Source organism: Flavobacterium labens, from assembly GCF_048286755.1.
Taxonomy (GTDB): Bacteria; Bacteroidota; Bacteroidia; order Flavobacteriales; family Flavobacteriaceae; genus Flavobacterium.
Window position 1 is genome coordinate 400,258 of record NZ_JBLVPL010000002.1, and the last position, 23,988, is coordinate 424,245.

Sequence of the window (23,988 nt, forward strand, 5' to 3'; positions counted from 1 at the left end):
TTTTATTAAATAATTAGTTTATAAATCTATTTTACCTACTCGTTTACTTAAATAATTCAAAGTAGTATATCCTTCATCTTTCAAGTACTGATTTTTCTGAATTAATCTCAGATCACTCAACAACATATCTTTAATCGAAGGGTTAGTCGTTTATTTTTTACTGAAGAGTTGAATCTGTTAAATGCTTTCCTAATCAATTAAATAATGAAGCTTTTATCTAAACGATTTATCGATTAACATTCTTACCCGAAATAATTCAAAGAACTATAATTCTTTTTTATAATTCCGCCTACATCTAATACAATTTCAAATCACTCGCCACCATCTCTTTAACCAATGCAGCTAAATCATATTGTGGTTTCCAACCCAATTGTGTTTTAGATTTGGTAGGGTCTCCAATTAATAAATCAACCTCCGTAGGGCGGTAATATTCAGGATCTACACGAACAACCACCATACCTATTTCCAACTGACACAAAGGATTGTTGCAAGCAGCAACGGTAGCTGTTTCATTTTCTTGTTCGCCGTCAAAAGTCAATGTAACGCCTACCTCAGCAAAAGCCATGATTACAAAATCTCTTATATAAGTTGTAACACCTGTTGCAATGACATAGTCTTCAGGGATATCTTGTTGTAAAATACGCCACATCGCTTCTACATAATCCTTAGCATGTCCCCAGTCTCTTTGAGAATTCAAGTTACCTAAGTATAAACAATCTTGCTTTCCTTTAGCAATAGCAGCTACTGCCATCGTGATTTTACGCGTTACAAAAGTTTCACCACGTCGAGGAGATTCGTGATTGAAAAGAATACCATTGCAAGCAAACATATTATAGGCCTCACGGTAGTTTTTAGTAATCCAAAAGCCATAAATCTTAGCCGCTCCATAAGGTGAACGTGGGTAGAAAGGAGAATTTTCGTCATAAAAACCTTCTGCATTTTTATTCTCTGCCAATCCTCCATACAATTCAGAAGTAGAAGCCTGATACACTCTCGTTTTATTTCCTAAACCTAAAATCCGAACCGCCTCAAGAATCCTCAAGGTTCCTAATCCATCTACATTGGCAACATATTCAGGTGAATCAAAAGAAACCTTTACATGTGACATCGCCCCTAAATTATAGATTTCATCTGGCTGTACTTCCTGGATAATTCGTATGATATTAGTGGAGTCAGTCAAATCTCCATAATGCAATTTAAAATTAACATGTGCTTCATGCTGGTCTTGATAGATATGATCAATACGTTGCGTATTAAAAGAAGAAGCGCGGCGTTTAACACCATGAACCATATATCCTTTTTCTAATAATAATTCTGCCAGATAAGATCCGTCTTGTCCTGTAATTCCTGTTACTAATGCTATTTTTTGTGAAGTGCTCATATTTTTTAGCTTAAACGGTAATCGATTATTTGCTTAATTGTTTTGCTTCTCGATTAACTAATTATTATATTTTTTTTAAGAGAAATTTATTTGGAAGGTTTAATTGGTTAATTGTTTAATCGTTTGATGAAGAGTTGAATCGCTTATTTGTTTAATCGGTTAATTGTTTTCGTATCGATTAAATAATTAAGCTTTTTTTAAAAATTAAACAGTTAACCTCTTCCTAAACAGTTAACCCTTTTCCTAAACAGTTAAACATTTTTCTTCAATGTCTCCTTATTATTGATTTGATATTTATAAAGTGAATTGAGTTTATTTAGAATAGCATCCAGCTTTATTCGAAGTACCGTATATTTCTCTTCATTAATATACTTCATATCCAATGCGGTATTCAAATGATCTATTTTTTCTAGCCCTGTGTTGAATAGCTCATATTAGTAAAATATGCCTGATCAAAATTAGAAGATCTTCCGGAACCCTCTGCCAAATTAGCGGAGATACTGGCTGATGATCTATTAATTTGACTGATTAGATCAAATCGCTCTTCTTTTGGAAACCCTTGACTCATCAATTTTATATCTATTTTGAACTTTCTAGCTAGTTGATATACCTCTAATTTTTCGAAAGAATAGATATGATAGCTCAAATTGATAATTGTTTAACTGGTTAATTGTTTATTCGTTTGTTATTAGGTAATTGAAAAGTTTAATCGCTTATTTGTTTAATTGGTGAATTGTTGGCTGAAATGTTGAATCGCTTATTTGTTTAATCGGTTAATTGTTTTCGTATCGATTAAACAGTTAACTTTCCCCTAAACGATTAACCTTTCTCTAAACAGTTAAACAACTAACCCTTTCTTAACCAGTTAAACTTTTCCTAACCGATTAACTTTTCTCTAAACAGTTAAACGATTAACCGGTTACTCCTTTTCTACATTTTCACTTCCTTAAACTTATCAATATTCTCCAAGAACCAATCATAGGTTTTTTGGATTCCTTCTTCAAGATTAATTTGATGCTTCCATCCTAGATTATGCATTTTGCTAATATCCATTAATTTTCTTGGCGTACCATCTGGTTTTGTGGCATCCCAAATAATTTTGCCTTGATGCCCCGTAATTTTTTGAATCGTTTCTGCCAATTGTTTTATAGTCAAATCTTCTCCTGTACCCACATTGTATAAATAGTCTGGCAATCTATTTTCTAAAGCAAAAACAACGGCTTGAGCCATATCGTCTACAAATAGAAATTCTCTCATTGGAGTTCCACTTCCCCATAAAGTAACAGGAGCATGATTGTTTTCCTTAGCTTCATGAAATTTTCGCATCATGGCCGGTAAAACATGTGATGTATTTAAATCGAAATTATCATGCGTACCATATAGATTAGTGGGCATAAGACTTACATAATCCTTTCCAAATTGTTTTCTAATGGCTTCACAGGCTTTTACCCCGGTAATTTTTGCAATAGCATACCATTCGTTAGTAGGTTCTAAAGTATCCGTGAGCAGGTATTCCTCTTTTAAAGGTTGAGGCGCTAGCTTAGGATAGATGCAAGAACTCCCGAGAAATATAAACTTCTCCACACCGGATTGCTGTGCAGAATCGATTAGATTATTCTGGATTTGCATGTTCTCCATAATAAATTGATACGGATAATTATTGTTTGCCAATATTCCACCCACTTTTGCAGCAGCATCAATAATAACTTCCGGATTTTCGCTTGCTATAAAATCGGTAACAGCTTGTTGATTTCTCAAATCCAATTCGCGACTGGAAACTACCAATAAATTAGTGTACCCATTTGCAGACAATGTTCGCCAAATAGCACTGCCTACCATACCATTGTGTCCCGCTATATAAATTTTAGTGTCTTTCTTCATATTTTCTTTAATTCAACAAGTCTGGATTTTCTCTTTCCAACTGATTGTAAATATTCTTAACATCTTGTGAACTATCTTTATGCAAAATTAAATTAGCCGTTTCCGTATAAACAAAAATGGTGTTTTTCAATCCCACAAAAGCGGTATAATTATCAGTTCCAATAACCATATTTCCATTTTTATCAACAGAATGTCCAGTAGAAACAAGATAGTCATAAACCGATTCAAAAGAACCTAAATCAGACCAAATGAAAGTAGAGGGCACTACTTTTATTTTTTTACTTCTTTCCATAACCGCATAATCAATACTGATGGAAGGAATTTCGAGAGACAATTGTAAATCTAATGTACCTTCATTATTGTTATCCCAAGCAATTTTAGATTTCTCGTATACATCTGGTTGAAAAGATTGTAGTTCTTCCAGAAACACACCAGCTTTAAAACAAAACATACCACTGTTCCATAGAAAATTCCCTTTGGCTATGAAATCCTTTGCAGTTACTTGGTTTGGTTTTTCTCTAAAAGAAATCACGTCATCCCCTTTTCGTTCAATATAACCATATCCTATTTCAGGCTTAGTGGGTACAATTCCGAAAGTTACAATATAGCCTTTGGAAGCTTTTTCCACTGCTTCATTAATTGCTGCTTCATAATTTTCCATGGCATCAATAATGTGATCAGAAGGGGTTACAATTAAAACATCTTCTGGATCCGAAGCAAAAGCCGCAAAAGCTATTGCGGCAGCCGTATTTCTTGGAGTGGATTCTACGATATCTAAATAGGGAGTATTTGATTTCTCCATCACTTTCCTGCTCAGGTGGCAATTATCAATATTGCCCACAACCATAATTTTATTCGCAACATTACGATTACGCTCTACTGTCATTTCAAACAATGATTTACCATCAAACAAATCTAAATATTGTTTAGGTTGACTTTTTCTAGATAAAGGCCATAATCTGCTACCTACTCCGCCAGTAAGAATGACATGTGTAATTGAATGATTATTTTCCATACTGAACTTTTAAATCTTTGCTTTAGTATTGCTATTTTGATTCTACTATTTTTCTTAATGATATTCTATAACCGCCCATCAGCTGCATCACCCAAAACTCCTTTTACATCATACAATAGACTAATAGTATTTTGTAATGTAGACAAGTCTAAATCCAAAAATTGATGGTGTGCAACTCCCAAGATTACAGCATCAAATTGCTGCTTTGGTATTAAATTTGTCGTAACCAAGTTGTATTCTTTTTTTACTTCTAATGGATTTGCTATAGGGTCATAAGTGGTTACAGTAATTCCGTAATCTGTTAAAGCTGCTATTACATCCACAATTTTTGTGTTACGAACATCAGGGCAGTTCTCTTTAAAAGTAATTCCAAGCATCAAAACTGTCGCTCCATTAACCGAAATTCCTTTTTTAATCATCAGCTTTACTACTTGAGAAGCTACATATTCGCCCATACTGTCATTCAATCGCCTTCCGGCTAATATAATTTCAGGATGATATCCAAACTCTTGAGCCCTTTGAGCCAAATAATAAGGATCAACTCCTATACAATGACCTCCAACTAAACCCGGCTTAAAAGGCAGGAAATTCCATTTGGTTCTTGCTGCCTCTAAAACGGCTTGCGTATCGATATTCATCAAATTGAATATTTTAGCTAACTCGTTTACAAAAGCTATATTGATATCCCGTTGAGAATTTTCTATTACTTTGGCGGCTTCTGCAACCTTTATAGATGGTGCCAAGTAAGTTCCTGCAGTAATAACGGACTTATATAATTCATTTACTTTTTGGCCAATCTCGAAAGTTGAACCCGAAGTGATTTTTAAAATTTTATCCACTGTATGTTCCTTGTCTCCTGGATTAATTCTTTCGGGAGAATAACCCGCAAAAAAATCTACATTAAATTTCAATCCAGAAACACGCTCTAAAACAGGAACACATTCTTCCTCGGTTACCCCAGGATAAACGGTAGATTCATAAATAACAATATCCCCTTTTTTTAAGACTGACCCAACCGTTTCACTGGATCTGTATAATGGGGTCAAATCTGGGCGATTATTTTTATCAACCGGAGTGGGAACTGTTACAATATAGTAATTACAATCTACAATATCGTTAACATCAGTAGTGCAATATAAACCGATAGCATTACTTGATCCATCCAATAGCACTTTTTGCAGCGTGACATCATCTATTTCAAATGTAGTATCAGTTCCCGATTTTAATGAACTAACCCTAGATTGATTGATGTCAAATCCAACAACAGCATGCTTGGTTGCAAACAATCTTGCCAATGGCAACCCCACATAACCCAAACCAATTACAGCTATTTTTGTATTAGAATTCATTTTTTGAATAAATATAAGTAACCATCGTTAACTTTATTACACTGCTTCGCAATTCATACTCACAGAAATGAGCTGAAACAAGAATAATTTAAGAGGGCAAATATAGGTACAATATGCCGGTTTTTTATCTATTATTTACCCTTCAAAACACAACGATGCTTCAACAAAAACCAAATACATACATAAATAGCTGAAATTCAGAAAGTAGCAGCTATAAAACTAATTAAACTACCAAAAAAAATCACCTAAATTGGTGATAAAAAAACATAAAAACGAGATTTCAAATTAGCATTTATAGAGCTTAAACACATAATGAAAATTATGGAACTGAAAGCATATCAATTATCTAAATGTAAAACACACCAATTCCTTTTTTTTTGCTAATCGAAACAAACAGATTTTTATTTAAAATCACTTCTAATTCCAAATACATGTAAATTTTAAAAATGTGAAAGCCTAGCTCAATTGAGCTAGGCTTTCACATTTTTAAAAATCATATAGACGTTAAATAAGGAATCGAATAGTACTTACTCAAAATTGTGATAACAGCTATTATTTATACTTCATTTTTAAGACACACCCTAACGATTCCAAAACCAACACATAATGGGTATTAGTAACCTCTTGCACAATTGCTTTTTGATTAGAAAATGGTCCGGAATCCAATTGTATAGCATCTCCTATTTGAAAAGAAAGTACTGAAACCTCGTTACCCTCAGAGGGATTTAGCCATTTTTTTATAACACTGATCTCTTCGTCGCGGACAATAGCCGGTTTTCCTAACCAAAACAAATAACGCACCACTCCTACTGACTGGAACACAGCATTCCGTTCAGAATCTGGCAATTGAACAAAAACATAGGAATTAAATAGAGGCACTTCTACCTTTTTCTTTCTGTCTGACCATTGTCTAACTTGTGTAATCAAAGGACAATAGCACTCTATTCCTTTATTTTTTAATTGTTCTGCAACTTTTTTCTCCCATTTGGGCTTTGTATAAACTACATACCAATTCATCTTATATTTTGTATTACACTACTAGTTTTAGTGTGATTAATCGGAATAAACTTCTACATGAGACAATATGTCTACAATTCATTTGACAACATTACTATCTTATCTCTTTTTTATTTTTACCTCTTTCTAACTAGCCTAATTATAATCTATTCTCTTACGAACCTATAGATTGATATACAAAACCAATAGCTCTTAATTCTGAAGCATTCAGCAAGTTTCTCCCATCAAAAATAAAAGCAGGTTTTTGCATAGAATCGTATATTTTTTGCCAATTATACTTAACAAATTCATCCCATTCCGTAAGTACAGCTATAGCATGAGCATTATGACATGCCTCATAAGGATTATCAAAAGACATGACACTATTAACATTTAATTCCGTACTTCTGGTTTCTAAATAATTTAAATCGTCAATAATTTTTTTATTAGACACCTTAGGATCGTAAACAGCAATTTTTGCATGTTCATTTATCAAATCATCAGCAACATAAATAGCAGCCGACTCTCTAGTATCATTAGTATCTTTTTTGAAAGCCCAACCTAGAAAGGTTATTTTTTTATCAGAAACTGTATTATACAGTGTTTGAACTATCTTGTTCGAAAAACGTCTTTTCTGGTGATCATTCATTATAATTACCTGCTCCCAATAATCTGCTACTTCATGTAATCCATACGATTTGGCTATGTAAACTAAATTCAATATGTCTTTTTGAAAACAAGAACCCCCAAATCCAACAGAAGCTTTAAGAAATTTCGAACCTATTCTGCTATCCATTCCTATAGCCTTCGCCACTTCATTTACATCTGCCCCAGTTTTTTCACAAAGTTCCGACATGGCATTAATTGAAGAAATTCTTTGTGCCAAAAATGCATTCGCTGTCAATTTAGATAGCTCAGAGGACCAAACATTAGTAGTCAATATTTTCTCAGCCGCTACCCAATTTGAATATACATCAACAAGAGCATGAATCGCTTTTTGTCCTTCTTCTGAAGAATCTCCTCCTATTAATATCCTATCAGGATTCAATAAATCCTGAACAGCAGTTCCTTCTGCTAAAAACTCTGGATTTGATAAAATTTGAAACTGCACTCCATTCCCTGTATTGTCTAAAATACTTTTAATAGCCTCAGCAGTTCTAACTGGAAGTGTCGATTTTTCTACTACAATTTTGTTGTCTTTAGCAACTTTGGCTATTTGTCTCGCACACAATTCAATATATTTCAAATCAGCCGCCATACCTTTCCCTTTTCCATAGGTTTTAGTAGGCGTATTAACAGATATGAAAACAATTTGGGCTTCATCTATGGCTTTTTCCACATTAGTAGAAAAAGACAAGTTTCTACCTCTGGCTTCAGCAACAATTTCGCTTAAACCTGGCTCATAAATAGGTATATTATTTACATCTTCATCATTCCATGCATTAATTCGCTCTTCATTTAAGTCTACTACCGTAACTTGTATTTGCGGGCATTTTTGAGCTATAACTGCCATCGTTGGACCTCCAACATATCCAGCTCCAATGCAACAAATTTTTGTAATTTTCATTTAATCAAATTTTAATTTTGTAAATATATTTTAATTTACTGCATTCTTTTTCTTAAAAAATTATTTAAGATTATTCCAATACCATGCAACAGCTTCTTTTAATCCATCTTGCATCGAATATTTTGGATTATATCCCAATAACAATTTAGCCTTCTCAATACTTGCCAAAGAATGTGGAATATCACCCGCTCTATTAGGAGCATATTCTATGGCAACTGCCGTAATTTTTGGATCATATTCCGCTAAAAAGTTCTTTAAACAATCTACTAAATTATTCAACGTATTCCTATCTCCATAAGCAGTATTGTATACCGTATTTATCGCCTCTGGATTTTTTGTCAGTATAGCCAACTCATTCATTTGAATTACATTATCGATGTATGTAAAATCACGAGAGTAATTGCCTTCTCCATTTATTTTTGGGCTTTCCAATTGCATCAATTGCATAACAAATTTGGGAATGACCGCTGCATATGCTCCATTAGGATCTTGCTTTCGACCAAAAACATTAAAATAACGCAACCCTATAGTCTCTAAACCATAGGTTTTGCTAAATATTTCAGCATACAGCTCATTTACATATTTTGTTATTGCATAAGGAGACAGTGGTTTTCCAATTACGGCTTCAACTTTAGGCAAAGCTTCTGAGTCTCCATAAGTGGAAGAACTTGCCGCATATATAAATCGTTTCACTTTTGCATCTCTTGATGCTACTAACATGTTCAAAAAACCGGAGACATTTACATCATTAGTTGTAACTGGATCATTTATAGATCTTGGTACAGAACCCAAAGCTGCCTGATGTAAAACATAATCTACTCCTTGTACTGCATTTTGGCATTCAATAGCATTACGAATATCACCTTCTATCAAATAAAAATTAGGATGATTTATAAAGTCTTTTAAATTATGTCTATATCCAGTTGCAAAATTATCAAAACAAACAACTTTATAACCTTTAGATAAAAAATATTCACAAAGATTAGAACCTATAAACCCTGCACCTCCTGTAATTAAAACGGAACTTTTTGTTTCTACTTGCATCTGTTTTTATTTTAAAACAATCAATTACTTAGTTTGTTTTTTCAAAATCTTCTGTGCTATTCTTTGATAAATACTTTTAGTCTTACCCTCTTCATAATATCCATTAGCATAGGTTCCATAACCATAGCCGTAACCATAACCATATCCGTAACCAGTACCATATTTTGCTTTATTCTCCAAACCATTTAAAACAATACTCGCATTATTCAACTCTCCACGTTTCACTCTGTTGTTTAACAGCGTAATCATATCTTTTTTGGTAAAGTTCTGTCTTACTATATACAAGGTAACATCACAATATTGCGCTAATTCTAAAGCATCTGAAACTAATCCTACTGGAGGCGTATCCAATATTATATAATCGTATTTTTTCTTTAACTCGCCTATTAATTCACCCATTCCTTGACTCATTATCATTTCAGCAGGATTAGGCGGAATTGGTCCTGACAAAATAACGTCCAGAAAAGGAATATGTGTATGATTTATAATTTCGTCAATCGTTTTTTGCTTTATCAGATAATTTACTACCCCAACTTCATTCGACAAATTAAATTCTGTTGCCAGTTTTGGTTTTCTTAAATCCAAACCAATAACAACTGTTTTTTTCTCGCTTAGTGCAAATACCGTAGCGATATTTATAGAACAAAATGTTTTTCCCTCACCACTCACAGAAGATGTGATCATTAAGGTCTTTGCTCCATCTAAATTTTGTTGCTTGTATAAGAACTGAAGTGAGGAACGAATGGCTCTAAAGGATTCTGATAAGGCTGATTTTGGCTTATCATAAACAGCTAAATTAGTATTCTCTTTATTGACTCCAACAACACCTATTAAAGGAATTTTTGTCATTTTACTAATATCCTCAGCGTTTTGAATCGAATTATTGATAAAGAAAACAGCAAATACAAAAACCAACGGAAAAAGTATTCCCAAAAATAAAGCCAACACATAATTAACTGATGTTTTTGGACCTATAAGTCCTCCGCCAACATCCTTAGCAGGATCTATAAAATGAACATCTGATAAATTCGCCGCCTTAACAATATCTGCTTCGCTTCTTTTTTGAAGAAAAGTGCTGTAAATATTATCACTCAAATCATATTTTCTTTTAATCTTAATGAGCTCTTGCTGATCATCCGGAAGTCCCTTTATAGTACTTTCAGCCTCATTTATTTTACTGCTTACCATAGCTAAATCATATTGAAGAGATGCTTTGGCAGTAGCTATATTCTCTAACAAAACATTTTTGATAGCCTCCATTTGATTGTCAAAATCCTTGAATATCTTATCACTTTTTACAGCATAAGCCATTTCAGATCTTTGAGTGGACAAGGCAATTAACTTCGAAACATTCACTACAATATTCGGATCTTCTATTCCTGCAACTGAAGGTGCGGGAAGTTTAGCATAGTTTACACTGTTTTTCAAGTATGCTTTTAATGAATTATAATACGCCATTTTACGATTAACCTCGTCTTTTTTGACATCAAATTCCAAAATCTTTTCAGAAAATTTAGCTCCACCTTCTTCAATATCGTATATGTTTTTACCTTTTCTAAAGCTTTTTAGCTCGTTCCCCGTTTCCTTAAGCTGAGATTCCATCGTAACCAATGTACTGTCTATAAAAGCAATTGTATTGGTCGCAAACTGGTTCTTACTATCCAACTGCCTCTTGATAAGCATTTTAACGGTTGCATTTAAATACTCAACCATTCTCGCTTTATTAGTTCCCTGCATACCTAAGGTAATAATAGAACCGCCTTTATCATCTGATCTTACGCTTATACCTTTGTATCCTGACACAGTCCCATTAAAATCGTTAAACTGTACAAAATATTCGCTTCCTTTGTAGAAACCAGGATTTTCATTTATTTGTAACTTCCAATTCAAAAAAGGCAAAGAAACTTTTTCGCCAACCTTATATCTTTTTACAAAATCTCCTGTTGCTACAGCTGTATTACTGTATGAATTATCAGAATAGGTAATTAAAGATACATTTTGACTCTGAAACGAAATTCTGAGTTCATATGTATTTTCACTTATAAACTTAATACCTATTAAGGTCCCTGCTAGTTGTCCTTTTGACTTATCAATATTAACGTAAAAAGGAACTGATCCATAAGCGTCTACTAAATTATATTCCCCTTGAACCAAGTAACTAATATAATATTGCAATTTATCTACAACAAGTTCATTATGAGATCTGGATTGCAAAGTTGTTGATATGGTCTGAACTTGATCCGAAGTACCTCCCCAATTAAAGACTAAACTGGTATTTGAAGTAAAAAGGGGATTACTTTCTTCTTTTACAGAAATAAGTGTTTCCATACCGTAAATTTTTTCTTTACGAATATTCACCTGATAAGCAATCGTGAAAGTAATTAATAAACTTATCAAAAACCACTTCCAATAACTTCCAATTTTTATTAAAAACCCCTTAAAGTCAAAGCTTACTTGGTTTTCAAAAATCGAAAAATCTTTTATATCTAACATTTTTTGAGTGCTGTTTTAATTTTTTAATAGCAAAAAAGTGGTTGTAGCTAAAGACAACAATGTAATGATTGTTCCCAAAGATTCTATTCCTGTTTTTCCAGTTCCCCAAGTTTTTTGCTTGAGTGGTTTTATATAAATATAATCATTAGGCTGCAAATAGTAATAAGGTGATTGCATTACATTTATATCCGTGAGGTCTAAATCGTGCATTTCTACACCAGTTGGCGTTTTTCGCATAACTGTTACTGCTTTTCTATCTCCAGTAATAGTAATATCTCCAGAATTAGCAATAGCTTCCATAATATTTACCTGCTCTTGAAACATTGTTTTTGTACCTGGGCCCCCAATTTCTCCATTTATAGTATACCGCAAACCTGCTAATTTAACGGTTACAAAAATATTAGCTTCCTTATTAAAATACTCTGCCAATAATTGCTTTTCAACTCTAACTCTAATTTCGTCCAACGTGTAACCGATAACATTTAACTCTCCTAAAACTGGGATCCTTATATTTCCATGATCATCCACCGTAAAACCGTCAAAATACAATCCTGATTCAGATTTACCGCCAGCACCTCCATCATTAGAAGGACTAAAAATAGCGACTAATTTAGGGTCAATAGCTTTTATCGTGATACTCAAAACGTCATTAGTTTGTAATCTATACGGTTTTGACTCTATAGCTGTAATGACAATATTATCTTGTGAATTATCTTTTTTCTGAAGATAAATTAAATCTTGAGTAGAAATGCATGAAGAAAACAACACACTAACAAACAACAACAAATAGAGTACAGACTTGCTCATTTTCAATATTTTTAACGACAAATATAGCTTTTCATTTACTATTTAAAAAGCATCGCTATTCATTAAATAGATTAATTATTTTTAAACGACTTTTCAAAAGGTACTCTTTGCAAAATACTTCTTCCCAAGGTAACTTCGTCAGCATATTCCAGCTCATCTCCTACCGAAATTCCTCTGGCAATTGTTGATATTATTATTTCACAATCAGCGATTTGTTTGTAGATGTAAAAATTAGTGGTATCACCCTCCATTGTGGAGCTTAAAGCAAAAATTATTTCGTTTACACTTCCCGATTTTACTTTCTCGACTAATGTAGTAATGTTCAACTGACTGGGACCAACCCCGTCAATAGGAGAAATTTTACCTCCAAGAACATGATAAATCCCCCTAAACTGCCCCGTATTTTCAATTGCCATAACATCGCGAATATCCTCGACAATACAAATGATTTGGTGATTTCTGCTCTGGTTAGCACAAATTTCACATAACAGATTATCCGAAATATTATGACAGCTGCTGCAATACTTAATATCTTCACGCATAGCAAGTAAGGCCTGAGATAAAAAACCAGTTTGTTCTTTTGGCTGTTTTAGCAAATGTAGCACCAATCGAAGTGCCGTTCGTTTACCAATTCCCGGCAATTGAGACATTTCGTTAACTGCTTTTTCTATAAGTTTTGAAGAAAATTCCATAACAGCAAAAGTAGTTAATTTGTCCCGAACGTTCGGGATAGATAATTTGAAAATTTGAAGATAATTTATGTAATTTGGTCCAAACAATATTTATACAAAATGACTCCCAGCACCATTCTAATACTTATAATCGTTTATTTTGGAATTTTATTTTACATCTCTCATACCGTAAGCAAAAAAGACAGCGGAAATGATGCTTTTTTTAAAGCCAATAAAAATTCCAAATGGTATTTGGTAGCTTTTGGCATGATTGGAACGGCCCTTTCAGGGGTGACTTTTATTTCGGTTCCGGGTGAAGTAGGCTCACCAAATGGAGAGCAATTCAAATATTTTCAGTTTGTCTTAGGTAATGCTATTGGTTTCGTCATTATTGCAAAAGTATTGCTGCCGCTGTATTATCGGATGAATCTAACTTCGATTTATGGTTACATTGAACATCGATTAGGAATTTACTCCTATAAAACTGCCGCAACTATTTTCTTGATTAGCAGAACAATTGGATCTGCCTTCAGACTATATCTTGTTGTGATTGTTTTACAACGTTTTGTTTTTGACTATTACGGAATCCCATTTGCCGTTACGGTTTTAATTTCGTTGGCTTTGATATTTGCTTACACGTATCGAGGCGGATTGAAGACCATTATTATTACTGACACTTTACAAACCTTTTTCCTAGTATCTTCTGTCTTTTTGACAATTTTCTTTATTTGCCGAAGTTTAAATTTGAATATTTTTGAAGCTTTTGAAACAGTAAAAAACAGCAATTATTCTAAAGTGTTTTTCTTTGAGGATTTTGTGTCGAGTAAGTTTCATTTTGTAAAACAAATTCTGGGAGGTATTTTTGTAACCATAGCTATGGTAGGTTTAGATCAGGATTTAATGCAGAAAAACTTAAGCTGCAAAAATATTGGCGAAGCACAAAAAAACATGTTTACGTTTACCGGAATATTTGTAGCCATCAATATCTTTTTCCTAAGCGTAGGCGCTTTACTTTATATTTATGCTACTAAAAACGGAATTGAAGTGCCGACGGATTTAGTCACCGGAAAACCCAGAACCGATTTGCTTTTCCCAGAAATTGCCTTTAATCATTTGACATTAATCCCTTCGGTTATTTTCTTGTTAGGATTAACCGCAGCCACATTTGCAACAACGGATTCCGCACTGACAGCGTTAACGACTTCGTTTTGTGTGGATTTTTTAGGAATGGATAAAGCCGAAAATTTAAACAAACCAAATGTAGTACGAACCAGACATTTTGTTCATATTGCCTTTTCGTTCTTAATGTTTTTGGTGATAATATTTTTTAATGCTATTAATGACAGTTCTGTAGTGGGAATGATTTTCAGAGTGGCTTCCTATACATATGGACCGCTTTTGGGATTATATTGTTTTGGATTATTTGTAAAATCAAAAACGGTGAAAGACAAATTTGTTCCTGTCATTTGCTTATTATCTCCTGCTGTAACTTACTTTATCAGCGAAAATTCGAAGTCATTATTTTTTGGATATGTTTTCGATAACGAATTGATAATCGTAAACGGGCTAATCACTTTTCTTGGATTGTTGTTGATTAGCAAAAATGCCACATCTGAAACGCGGTTTTAGTTTTTGCCCATCCCGAAGTTTCGGGATGCAGCGGCATCCTTTTCTTGTTCCGTTTTTTTTTTAACGGCACAAGAAAAGATATAGCGTATAGCTGGAATAGCTCCTAAAAATTAATATTGATTTGTTGCCAACATAACCAGCGTACAAGCTATATCGACTTTAATATCATTTAATTTCAACAATTGATAGAACTCCGGATTCTCAGTTCCTGGATTAAAAACAACACGTTTTGGCTGTGCTTCAACGATATAATTATAGTAATCACGTTGACGCAAAGGATTTAGGTAAAGAGTGACCGTGTCAATATTTTTTAGCGGGACAGCTTTAGTCTGGATTTTTATTCCAGCTACTTCTCCTGCGTTTTGACCGATGGCAAGAACAGAATGCCCTTTTTCAACCAATTTTTCAATTGCCATAAAAGAATATCTAGCTGGTTTTGTTGAGGCGCCAAGAACTAGCGTTTTTTTATTTTTTATCATTTTCTATAATTATCTTTTGCAAAAGTAATGAAAAAAGGCCCATGAGTTTAGCAATTATTAGGTTTAGTTATAAAAGTAAGAAAAAACATTACCCTAACATTAAAAAGTAAAAAAAGAGTATTTTTACAATCTTAAAAATAAAATATGGATCTATTTATTTATCTGTTTGTTGCACTTTTTTCGGTATTAAATCCTATTGGTACCGTTCCTATTTTCGTAGGACTTACACAAAATGACACTAAAAAGGAACGTTCCAGAATTTCTTTATGGACGGCGATAAATGTATTTATTATTCTTATCGTCTCGTTTTTTATTGGACAATATGTATTACTTTTTTTTGGAATCAGTATTGATGCACTACGAATTGCAGGCGGAATCATTATAGTAAGTTCTGGTTTTTCATTGCTTTCTGGAAAATTCACTAAGAAACGAGGTATTAATAAAAAAGCAGAAACTGATGCGCAACAAAGAAATGATATCGCTTTAACTCCACTTGCAATTCCTATGCTTGCTGGTCCTGGATCTATTTCTTTACTTATTGCTTTTTATCAGGAACACAATACAACTATGGAGATAATTATATCTTCAATTGCTATTCTTGCCATTGCTGTAACCATTTTTCTTATTCTAAAAAGCGCTCATTATTTAGCAAAAATACTTGGAGCTTCCGGAATTATTGCTATCTCAAGGATTGTGGGTTTCATCGTAATTGCAATAGGAATTCAATATATTGTAAGTGCTATTATCAATATCATAAAAGGGAATCTCTCATAAATTCAAATTACAACTAAAAAAAAACCGGATATGATTTGAAATCGTATCCGGTTTTCTTTTTTTAATTTCTAGGCAAGAAAATCTCTGCCATCATACATCTGGCGCTTCCTCCACCACAAGCTTCTATAGTATCCAGACTCGAACTCAAAATTTCAGCATGTTTTTCTAATTGTTCCATCTGTTTTGGAGTCAAACTTTGATGAGCTGCCGCACTCATAACCAAATATCGTTTGTCATTTGCTCCGCGAACTTCAAGCATATTCCCCGCAAAATTGTTCATTTGAGCTTCGGTAATCAAAATGATTTCTTTTCCGTTTTCTTTCAGATTGTCCAAAACCATTTTGCGTTCTTTTTTATCATCGATACAATCCGAGCAAATTACTGCAAAAGTTTCTCCCAAACACATCATCACATTGGTGTGGTAAATCAGTTTTCGCTCTGAATCAACCGTTTGAAAAGCTTCAAAAATTACTGGTGCATAATCAAAATCCTCACAGAATTCGATAAATAATTCTTCATCCGCTCTGGGAGATAATGCGCAATACGCTTTAGCGTTGGCTCTGTCTAAAAGTAAACTCCCTGTTCCTTCTAAGAAAAATCCATCTTCTTCAGCGGAAGTGTAGTCTATAATATTATGAATCACAAAACCTTTTTCTTCCAGTAAATCTAAAATCTCTTCGCGACGTTCTTGACGACGATTTTCAGCAAACATTGGATATAAAGCTACATCACCATTCTCGTGAAAAGAAATCCAGTTGTTTGGAAAAATACTATCTGGAGTATCTGGATTCAACGTATCATCGACTACCGTAACATCAACACCAACTGCTGTTAGTTTTTCGACAAAAGCATCAAACTCTTGTTGCGCTTTGGCATTTACCGTTGCAGGCAAAAGTCCGTCTAATACTTTTTGATAATAATTATTTACTGCCGTTTGTTCGTTCATTCTAAACGCAACCGGACGAATCATCAATATGGAATTTGTTGTTTGTTTCATATATTTTTAGTTTAAAGTTTAATAGTTTAAAGCTTAATGTTGAGTACCATTAAGCTTTAAACCTTAAACAAATATTTATTCTCTAATTAAAGGCAAAGTAGAACACCGCAACAATCCTTCTTGTTTTGCAATTTCTGCATATAGAATTTCCTCTACGACAAAACCATTTGCACGCAACCAATTGTTAAGTCTGGTAAAATTTCTTTCTGAAACGACAACGTTAGTATCAATAGAAAAAACATTAGAATTCATATTGTACATCTCTTCTCTGGTAATGTGAAATAAATTTTCTTTTCCAAAAAGATTTACCAGAAACAAATAATCTGCTTCTTCACGAAAACCATTTTTGTAGATAATTCCTTTGTCATTCCCAACAGGCTGAAAACAACAATCCAAATGTAAAGCGTTATCACGAGCTTCAATTTTAGATTTTACCAGATCAAATTCTTTTACAATTTTATCTGGAAATAAATCCCTAATATACTGAACTCCTTGCACATTTGTTCTTGCGGTAATATAATCTTTGTAGTCACTTCCTTTGTAGGTTCCAATAAAAATATAAACGTTCCACAACATGACGTCACCACCTTCTATATGAACTTCATCTGGAGGGCGAACTACTTTTTTAGGATTAATTTGGTCAATTATATATTGGATTGCATCTAGTTCCCGTTCTCTCTCTGGCAAAATATTCGATTTTACAAAAACATCATCAATCACGAAACCAATGTCTCTGGTGAATATCTGATTGTAATTTTCAATCATTTCGGGACGATAAACAGTCACATTATACTTTTTCAACACGCTAGCAAATGCTTCCATTTCATGCACCATATCTTTCTCGATTGGATAGGTACCTGCTAAAATATGCTCTAATGATTTTGGATCATAGGCCTCTTCAACCTTTGGCGTAGGTCCATTATTAACTGCTGAACCCAGAACTACTGCTCTAAGTCTTGATGTTTCATTCTTTACATTTAACTCTAACATGCATTTTAGCTTTTGGCAAATATAAAAAAAGCTCCACTAATTAGTGAAGCTTTTTAAACTGATTTTATCTTTTATCTGTTGGTACAAAATCCCTCAAAGGGTGACCAGTATAAACTTGTCTTGGCCTTCCGATAGGCTCCTTATTTTCACGCATTTCTTTCCATTGTGCAATCCAACCCGGCAAACGACCTATGGCGAACATTACAGTAAACATATCTGTAGGAATTCCTAAAGCCCTATAAATAATTCCAGAATAGAAATCTACATTAGGATATAAATTTCTTGACTTGAAATATTCATCTTCTAAAGCTGCTTCTTCCAGTTTCTTAGCAATAGCAAGAATTGGGTCTTCAACTCCTAATGTTGCTAAAACTTCATTGGCTGCTTTTTTGATGATTTTTGCTCTTGGATCAAAATTCTTGTAGACTCTATGACCAAACCCCATTAAACGGAAAGGATCATTTTTATCTTTAGCTTTAGCCATATATTTATCCGCATCACCGCCATTTCTATGGATTTCTTCTAACATCTCAAGAACTGCTTGATTTGCTCCTCCATGTAATGGCCCCCAAAGTGCAGAAACTCCAGCCGAAATAGAAGCAAATAATCCTGCGTGAGAAGATCCAACCATTCTAACTGTAGAGGTAGAACAGTTTTGCTCATGATCTCCGTGAAGAATAAACAATTTATCCAATGCATCTATAACTACAGGATTTGCAGTGTAAGGTTCTGTAGGTAATTCAAACATTAAACGCATGAAGTTTTCTACATATCCTTTTGTATTATCATAATAATTTAAAGGATAGCCCATGCTTTTTCTATAAGTCCAAGTTGCTATAACTAAGAATTTACCCATAGTTTTACACACAGCCTCATACATTTCTTTCTCATTCTCAACATTAACCGATTTTGGGTTAAATGCTGTTAATGCACTTGTCAACGCAGCTAAAACACCCATTGGATGAGCTGTTTTAGGAAAACCATCAATGATGTTTTTCATTTCTTCATTGACCAAAGTGTATTTTCTAATATCTGTTTCAAATTGCGCTAACTGATCAACAGTAGGCAGCTCTCCAAAAATTAAAAGGTATGATACTTCTAGAAAATCTGCTTTTTCAGCTAAATCCTCAATTGAATATCCTCTGTATCGAAGGATTCCAAGCTCTCCATCTAAAAAAGTAATATCACTTTTACAAGATCCTGAATTTTTATAACCTGGATCAAGTGTAATTACACCTGATAAATCACGTAATTTGTTAATATCAATGGCAACTTCATTTTCACTTCCTACAATGATCGGCAGTTCAAATTTTTTACCATCAATTTCTAATGTTGCTATTTTTGACATAATATAATTGAAAATAAACTTTTAAAATAATAATTTCTCAAATCTAAGGAATTAAACACTAATTAAAAAGAGAATAACACAATGAAATTGTTAAATATTACAAAAAAAAGCCACTCACACTAGGTGAATGGCTTTACTAATAAAATTCGTAAGAATTATTTTATTTTGAAAGCGTTTTTACCAGGAAAGTAAGCTGTATTTCCTAATTCTTCCTCAATTCTTAACAATTGATTGTATTTAGCCATACGATCAGAACGAGAAGCTGAACCTGTCTTAATTTGACCACAGTTCAAAGCTACTGCTAAATCTGCAATTGTATTATCTTCTGTCTCTCCTGAACGGTGTGACATTACTGAAGTATAACCTGCATTTTTAGCCATATTAACAGCTGCAATAGTTTCTGTCAAAGTTCCAATTTGGTTTACTTTAATAAGGATTGAATTAGCGATTCCTTTTTCGATACCTGTAGACAAACGCTCTACATTAGTCACGAACAAATCATCTCCTACTAATTGTACTTTATCACCAATTTTCTCCGTAAGCAATTTCCATCCATCCCAGTCATTTTCATCCATTCCATCTTCAATAGAGATAATAGGGTATTTTGCTACTAATTCAGCTAAATATTCTACTTGCTCAGCAGAAGACCTAACTTTACCTGTTTCTCCTTCAAATTTAGAATAATCGTATTTTCCATTAACGTAAAACTCAGCAGAAGCACAATCCAAAGCAATCATGATTTCATCTCCAAAAGTATATCCTGCAGTTTCAACAGCTTTTTTGATAGTATCTAAGGCATCTTCAGTTCCTCCAGCTAGATTTGGCGCAAACCCACCTTCATCACCTACTGCAGTCGAAAGCCCTCTATCATGCAACACTTTTTTCAAGCTGTGAAAAATTTCAGTTCCCATTTGCATTGCATGTGAGAAAGAAGTTGCTTTCACAGGGAAAATCATGAATTCTTGAAAAGCGATAGGCGCATCAGAATGTGATCCTCCATTGATAATATTCATCATTGGTACTGGTAATGTGTTTGCAGAAACACCACCTACGTATCTGTATAATGGCAATCCTAACTCATTAGCAGCAGCTTTAGCTACAGCTAGTGAAACACCTAAAATTGCATTTGCCCCTAAGTTTGATTTATTTGGAGTGCCATCTAAATCGATCATCATTTGATCAATTAGATTTTGTTCGAAAACTGAAACACCAACAAGTTCTTCAGAAATAATGGTATTCACATTTTTCACAGCATTCAAAACTCCTTTTCCAAGAAATGCTTTTCCTCCATCACGTAACTCAACTGCTTCATGTTCTCCAGTTGAAGCTCCAGATGGTACAGCTGCTCTTCCTAAAACACCATTGTCTGTAATTACATCTACTTCTATTGTAGGATTTCCTCTTGAATCGAAAATTTGTCTTGCGTGAATTTTGATAATAATACTCATATACTAAAATTTTAAATTTTAAAATACAAATATATTCTATCTTTTGGAATGATTTTATGAAAATAATGAATGTTATTAACGAAAACGTTATAATTTTTTGACAAACAAAACATTTAAGCTAATTTAAGAATTTATTTTTACATTATCTGTTATTTTTTTTCAATTCCATTGAAATCTAATTAAAGAAACGTATCTCACATGTACTAAAACTTAATGATATTAATTTCATCTCAACACAAATTATTTTTAACAAATAAATAATTTAAACATACTGAATATCAATTATATAACTTAATTTTATATTATTTTTTTTAAAAGAAAAAACTCAATTACTATTACATAATTCTTGGTTAGCAATTTTGATAATTCAATTTCTAAATTGAAAAATAAAAATGTGATGGAAGCTTTATAGAACCTTAACAATTTAATGAATTCTAGTGAAATTGTAGCATTATTGAATAAAACGGCTTCCATATTAGAAAATACAGAAGATTTAAACCCATTATTTGAATATATAGGAGATGCAAAATATGCTCTTTTAGTTGAAGGCTCCATGGTACGCATGAATATTATACATGGAGAGCTAAAATAACAGAACGACTCATTCAAGAAAAAAGATTCTCATTTGTAGGAGTCGAAGAAGATTGGCCGGATTGCTATCGTTTAAATCGATATGTCTAAGGATATTTAGATTCTGGGAAAGATATCTTAAGTGTTATGAATGAGTTTAAAAGATGAGCAAATTAGATTTGGGCAAATTTGGAAACTATAGCATACATACACTGGCTCAAGGTTTATAACGAAAGCTTATCAGCTGATAAAAGAATAGGGATTTACGGATTGGACGTATACAGTTTCAGAGAATCTATGAATTCGGTCATTCATTATTTAGAAAAAAAAAAAAAAAAATCCTAAAGCACTCGCTACTGCAAAAACTACCATAAAATGTTTTGTACCCTACAATAAAGACGAAAGGTAATTTTATACCAGAACCTCTTCCTATGTTCCAGAATTGTGTGAAAAAAAAATCCTAGACATGCTTACAGAAATTATTAAAAATGTCCCAAATTACAATCATGATTTAGAAAACATTTTGAGCACAGAAGTAAATGTATTCATTCCCAGAAATACTGAAAAGTATTATCGTGCCATGATAAAATGAGATTGCACCTCCTGGAATATTAGAAATGAGCAAATGGTCTCCACTATACAGCGACTTATTAAATTCCATGGAAAAATGCAAAAATAATCGTTTGGCAGTACATCACCCACATTGGCGATTCACGTGCAACAGATGTGGCCTCTGAAGGGATGGTAAACGTAGGGCATTTAGAAAGAAAACAGCTTTAAGTGAAGTAGTTATTGCTGTAGGATTTGGATCTTACAAAGGAAGTGTGGTTACCGGAAGAGTTAGGGAGACTCCATTCGAAAAACAAAAATTTCTGATGCCATCTTAGTCATTTGGGAGCAAGCCTTTCGTCTTGCTGTTAATGGCAAAAACAAATCATTAATAATGATAAAGTAAAGGATGCAAAATGTCATTTATCTTACATAAGGCATCGCCCAATAGGTGTCGTTTATAATTCAGAACACAAAAGATTCGGGAAATATATTCCTACAATAGTACCAAAAAGAAACGATGCCTTTATTTTTCTAGATGAAACAAGTGCATTGCATCCTATACACATATAGCCAGTTGAAATCAAATCTCCGAAACATATCACTTTGGTAGGTACACATAACCCGCAAAAAAAAGGGTTTGACTTATTTAAAAGCCAAACCCTACTATTTTGAATGTCTAATTGTGGAAATTATTCAAGTTTTATCCTTTAATATTTTCAATAAATTGATCAAATAAATAAGAAGAATCATGTGGTCCTGGACTTGCTTCAGGATGGTATTGAACAGAGAAACAATTTTTGTTTTTCATACGCATTCCTGCAACAGTTCCATCATTTAGGTGAAGATGAGTAATTTCTAAATTAGGATGATTATCTAATTCTTCTTTATTAACAGCAAAACCATGATTTTGAGAAGTGATTTCTCCTTTTCCAGTAATGATGTTTTTTACAGGATGATTTATCCCTCTATGCCCATTAAACATTTTATAAGTTGAAATTCCGTTTGCCAAGCCAATCACTTGATGTCCCAAACAAATTCCGAACAAAGGTTTGTCATTTTCAAGGATTTCTTTTGCAACTTGAATCGCTCCAGCAAGAGGCTCTGGATCTCCAGGTCCATTAGATAAAAAGTAACCATCTGGATTAAATGCAGCTAAATCCTGATAAGAAGAATCAAAAGGAAATACTTTGATATAACAATCTCTTTTAGCAAGATTACGAAGGATATTCATTTTGATTCCTAAATCAAGTGCTGCGATTTTATACGTTGCATTTTCATCACCAAAAAAATAAGGCTCCGTTGTAGAAACTTTAGAGGCTAATTCTAGACCTTTCATATCTGGAACTTTTGCCAATGCAATTTTTAGATCTTTAATAGAAGTTTCGTCTGTGCAAATTACAGCATTCATAGCTCCATTATCGCGAATATAACTTACAAGCGCACGTGTATCTACATCAGATATACAGATTAAGTTTTGTTTGATAAAATAATCTTCTAAACTCCCTGAAGCATCTTCGCGAGAATAGTTGAAGCTGAAGTTTTTACAAACTAATCCTGATATTTTAATGCTTTGTGATTCAACTTCTGAATCGTTAACTCCATAATTTCCAATATGGGCATTGGTTGCTACCATCAATTGACCAAAATAAGAAGGGTCAGTGAATATTTCTTGGTAGCCGGTCATTCCTGTGTTAAAACAAACTTCTCCAAAAGTGGTCCCACTAATCCCAATAGATTTTCCGTGGAAAATGGTTCCGTCACTTAATAGAAGTATTGCTTTTTGTCGTGTTGTATATTTCATTCTTTGATTTCTATTATTTTTTTAATAGTCTCATGGAACTCGCAAAGCTCGTTTCATCTGTAGTTAAATATTGTGCAAATTTAATCCTTTAAAGCAATGGATGCAAGTTTTTGAAATTTATTGTAAAATAAAAACATTCTTATCTTGCCCTGATGGAAATGGCATTCTTTTGCTTTTTCTTTAGAAGCAAAAGATA

Annotated in this window: 21 protein-coding genes and 1 pseudogene; 5 read left to right on the forward strand and 17 right to left on the reverse strand. The window is 33.3% G+C overall.

Annotated features, from left to right (window positions below):
- Positions 1-295: 295 nt before the first annotated feature.
- The 11 genes from gmd to recR all read right to left on the reverse strand — a co-directional run bounded on the left by gmd (position 296) and on the right by recR (position 13,225).
- Positions 296-1,381, reverse strand: coding sequence for a GDP-mannose 4,6-dehydratase (gene gmd / locus ACNQF8_RS08315; RefSeq protein ID WP_417953240.1), 1,086 nt, complete (start codon positions 1,379-1,381; stop codon positions 296-298).
- 409 nt (positions 1,382-1,790) lie between these two features.
- Positions 1,791-2,027, reverse strand: coding sequence for a four helix bundle protein (locus ACNQF8_RS08320; protein WP_417951999.1), 237 nt, complete (start codon positions 2,025-2,027; stop codon positions 1,791-1,793).
- A gap of 284 nt (positions 2,028-2,311) precedes the next feature.
- The gene (locus tag ACNQF8_RS08325; protein WP_417952000.1) at positions 2,312-3,262 is read right to left on the reverse strand and encodes a GDP-L-fucose synthase family protein; all 951 of its coding nucleotides are present in this window, start codon (positions 3,260-3,262) and stop codon (positions 2,312-2,314) included.
- A gap of 7 nt (positions 3,263-3,269) precedes the next feature.
- A complete protein-coding gene (locus ACNQF8_RS08330; protein ID WP_417952001.1) occupies positions 3,270-4,277 on the reverse strand; it encodes a mannose-1-phosphate guanylyltransferase in 1,008 nt (335 codons plus the stop codon).
- A 65-nt stretch (positions 4,278-4,342) separates the two neighbouring features.
- A complete protein-coding gene (locus ACNQF8_RS08335) occupies positions 4,343-5,626 on the reverse strand; it encodes a nucleotide sugar dehydrogenase (protein WP_417952002.1) in 1,284 nt (427 codons plus the stop codon).
- A gap of 552 nt (positions 5,627-6,178) precedes the next feature.
- Positions 6,179-6,643: a UpxY family transcription antiterminator gene (locus ACNQF8_RS08340; protein ID WP_417952003.1), complete on the reverse strand. Its 465-nt coding sequence runs from the start codon at positions 6,641-6,643 to the stop codon at positions 6,179-6,181.
- A gap of 154 nt (positions 6,644-6,797) precedes the next feature.
- Entirely contained in the window at positions 6,798-8,189 is a 1,392-nt protein-coding gene (locus ACNQF8_RS08345; RefSeq protein WP_417952004.1) for a UDP-glucose 6-dehydrogenase, read from the reverse strand.
- A 60-nt stretch (positions 8,190-8,249) separates the two neighbouring features.
- Complete coding sequence (locus tag ACNQF8_RS08350; RefSeq protein WP_417953241.1) at positions 8,250-9,233, reverse strand: SDR family oxidoreductase; 984 nt, start codon at positions 9,231-9,233, stop codon at positions 8,250-8,252.
- 24 nt (positions 9,234-9,257) lie between these two features.
- A complete protein-coding gene (locus tag ACNQF8_RS08355) occupies positions 9,258-11,726 on the reverse strand; it encodes a polysaccharide biosynthesis tyrosine autokinase (protein WP_417952006.1) in 2,469 nt (822 codons plus the stop codon).
- Positions 11,727-11,741: 15 nt separating this feature from the next.
- The gene (locus ACNQF8_RS08360) at positions 11,742-12,533 is read right to left on the reverse strand and encodes a polysaccharide biosynthesis/export family protein (RefSeq protein WP_417952007.1); all 792 of its coding nucleotides are present in this window, start codon (positions 12,531-12,533) and stop codon (positions 11,742-11,744) included.
- A 71-nt stretch (positions 12,534-12,604) separates the two neighbouring features.
- A complete protein-coding gene (gene recR / locus ACNQF8_RS08365; RefSeq protein WP_417952008.1) occupies positions 12,605-13,225 on the reverse strand; it encodes a recombination mediator RecR in 621 nt (206 codons plus the stop codon).
- Positions 13,226-13,324: 99 nt separating this feature from the next.
- Between recR and ACNQF8_RS08370 the strand changes: the two genes are divergently transcribed.
- Positions 13,325-14,833 carry a sodium:solute symporter gene (locus ACNQF8_RS08370; protein ID WP_417953278.1) on the forward strand — a complete coding sequence of 503 codons (1,509 nt, stop codon included), beginning with the start codon at positions 13,325-13,327 and terminating at the stop codon, positions 14,831-14,833.
- A gap of 110 nt (positions 14,834-14,943) precedes the next feature.
- Here the strand turns inward: ACNQF8_RS08370 and ACNQF8_RS08375 are convergent, their stop codons facing one another.
- Positions 14,944-15,309 carry a CoA-binding protein gene (locus ACNQF8_RS08375; RefSeq protein WP_417952083.1) on the reverse strand — a complete coding sequence of 122 codons (366 nt, stop codon included), beginning with the start codon at positions 15,307-15,309 and terminating at the stop codon, positions 14,944-14,946.
- 147 nt (positions 15,310-15,456) lie between these two features.
- On the opposite strand from ACNQF8_RS08375, the gene ACNQF8_RS08380 reads away from it, so the two are divergent.
- Positions 15,457-16,086 (forward strand): MarC family NAAT transporter, encoded by a 630-nt coding sequence (locus ACNQF8_RS08380; RefSeq protein ID WP_315211482.1) that lies wholly within the window; start codon positions 15,457-15,459, stop codon positions 16,084-16,086.
- Positions 16,087-16,147: 61 nt separating this feature from the next.
- Here the strand turns inward: ACNQF8_RS08380 and ctlX are convergent, their stop codons facing one another.
- From ctlX to eno, 4 genes are all read right to left on the reverse strand, one after another.
- Entirely contained in the window at positions 16,148-17,083 is a 936-nt protein-coding gene (gene ctlX / locus ACNQF8_RS08385) for a citrulline utilization hydrolase CtlX (RefSeq protein WP_417953242.1), read from the reverse strand.
- Between the two features lie 75 nt (positions 17,084-17,158).
- The gene (locus ACNQF8_RS08390; RefSeq protein ID WP_417953243.1) at positions 17,159-18,073 is read right to left on the reverse strand and encodes a dimethylarginine dimethylaminohydrolase family protein; all 915 of its coding nucleotides are present in this window, start codon (positions 18,071-18,073) and stop codon (positions 17,159-17,161) included.
- 64 nt (positions 18,074-18,137) lie between these two features.
- Positions 18,138-19,421, reverse strand: a complete 1,284-nt coding sequence (locus tag ACNQF8_RS08395; RefSeq protein ID WP_417952012.1) for a citrate synthase — start codon at positions 19,419-19,421, stop codon at positions 18,138-18,140.
- Between the two features lie 155 nt (positions 19,422-19,576).
- Positions 19,577-20,869: a phosphopyruvate hydratase gene (gene eno / locus ACNQF8_RS08400; RefSeq protein WP_315211488.1), complete on the reverse strand. Its 1,293-nt coding sequence runs from the start codon at positions 20,867-20,869 to the stop codon at positions 19,577-19,579.
- Positions 20,870-21,296: 427 nt separating this feature from the next.
- On the opposite strand from eno, the gene ACNQF8_RS08405 reads away from it, so the two are divergent.
- The 3 genes and pseudogenes from ACNQF8_RS08405 to ACNQF8_RS08415 all read left to right on the forward strand — a co-directional run bounded on the left by ACNQF8_RS08405 (position 21,297) and on the right by ACNQF8_RS08415 (position 22,031).
- Positions 21,297-21,461 carry a hypothetical protein gene (locus ACNQF8_RS08405; RefSeq protein WP_417952013.1) on the forward strand — a complete coding sequence of 55 codons (165 nt, stop codon included), beginning with the start codon at positions 21,297-21,299 and terminating at the stop codon, positions 21,459-21,461.
- An 11-nt stretch (positions 21,462-21,472) separates the two neighbouring features.
- A pseudogene (locus tag ACNQF8_RS08410) lies at positions 21,473-21,784 on the forward strand (erythromycin esterase family protein).
- A 121-nt stretch (positions 21,785-21,905) separates the two neighbouring features.
- Positions 21,906-22,031: a hypothetical protein gene (locus ACNQF8_RS08415; protein WP_417952014.1), complete on the forward strand. Its 126-nt coding sequence runs from the start codon at positions 21,906-21,908 to the stop codon at positions 22,029-22,031.
- Between the two features lie 660 nt (positions 22,032-22,691).
- Here ACNQF8_RS08415 and carA read toward each other — a convergent pair.
- Positions 22,692-23,792 carry a glutamine-hydrolyzing carbamoyl-phosphate synthase small subunit gene (gene carA, locus ACNQF8_RS08420; protein WP_417952015.1) on the reverse strand — a complete coding sequence of 367 codons (1,101 nt, stop codon included), beginning with the start codon at positions 23,790-23,792 and terminating at the stop codon, positions 22,692-22,694.
- Between the last annotated feature and the right edge of the window lie 196 nt (positions 23,793-23,988).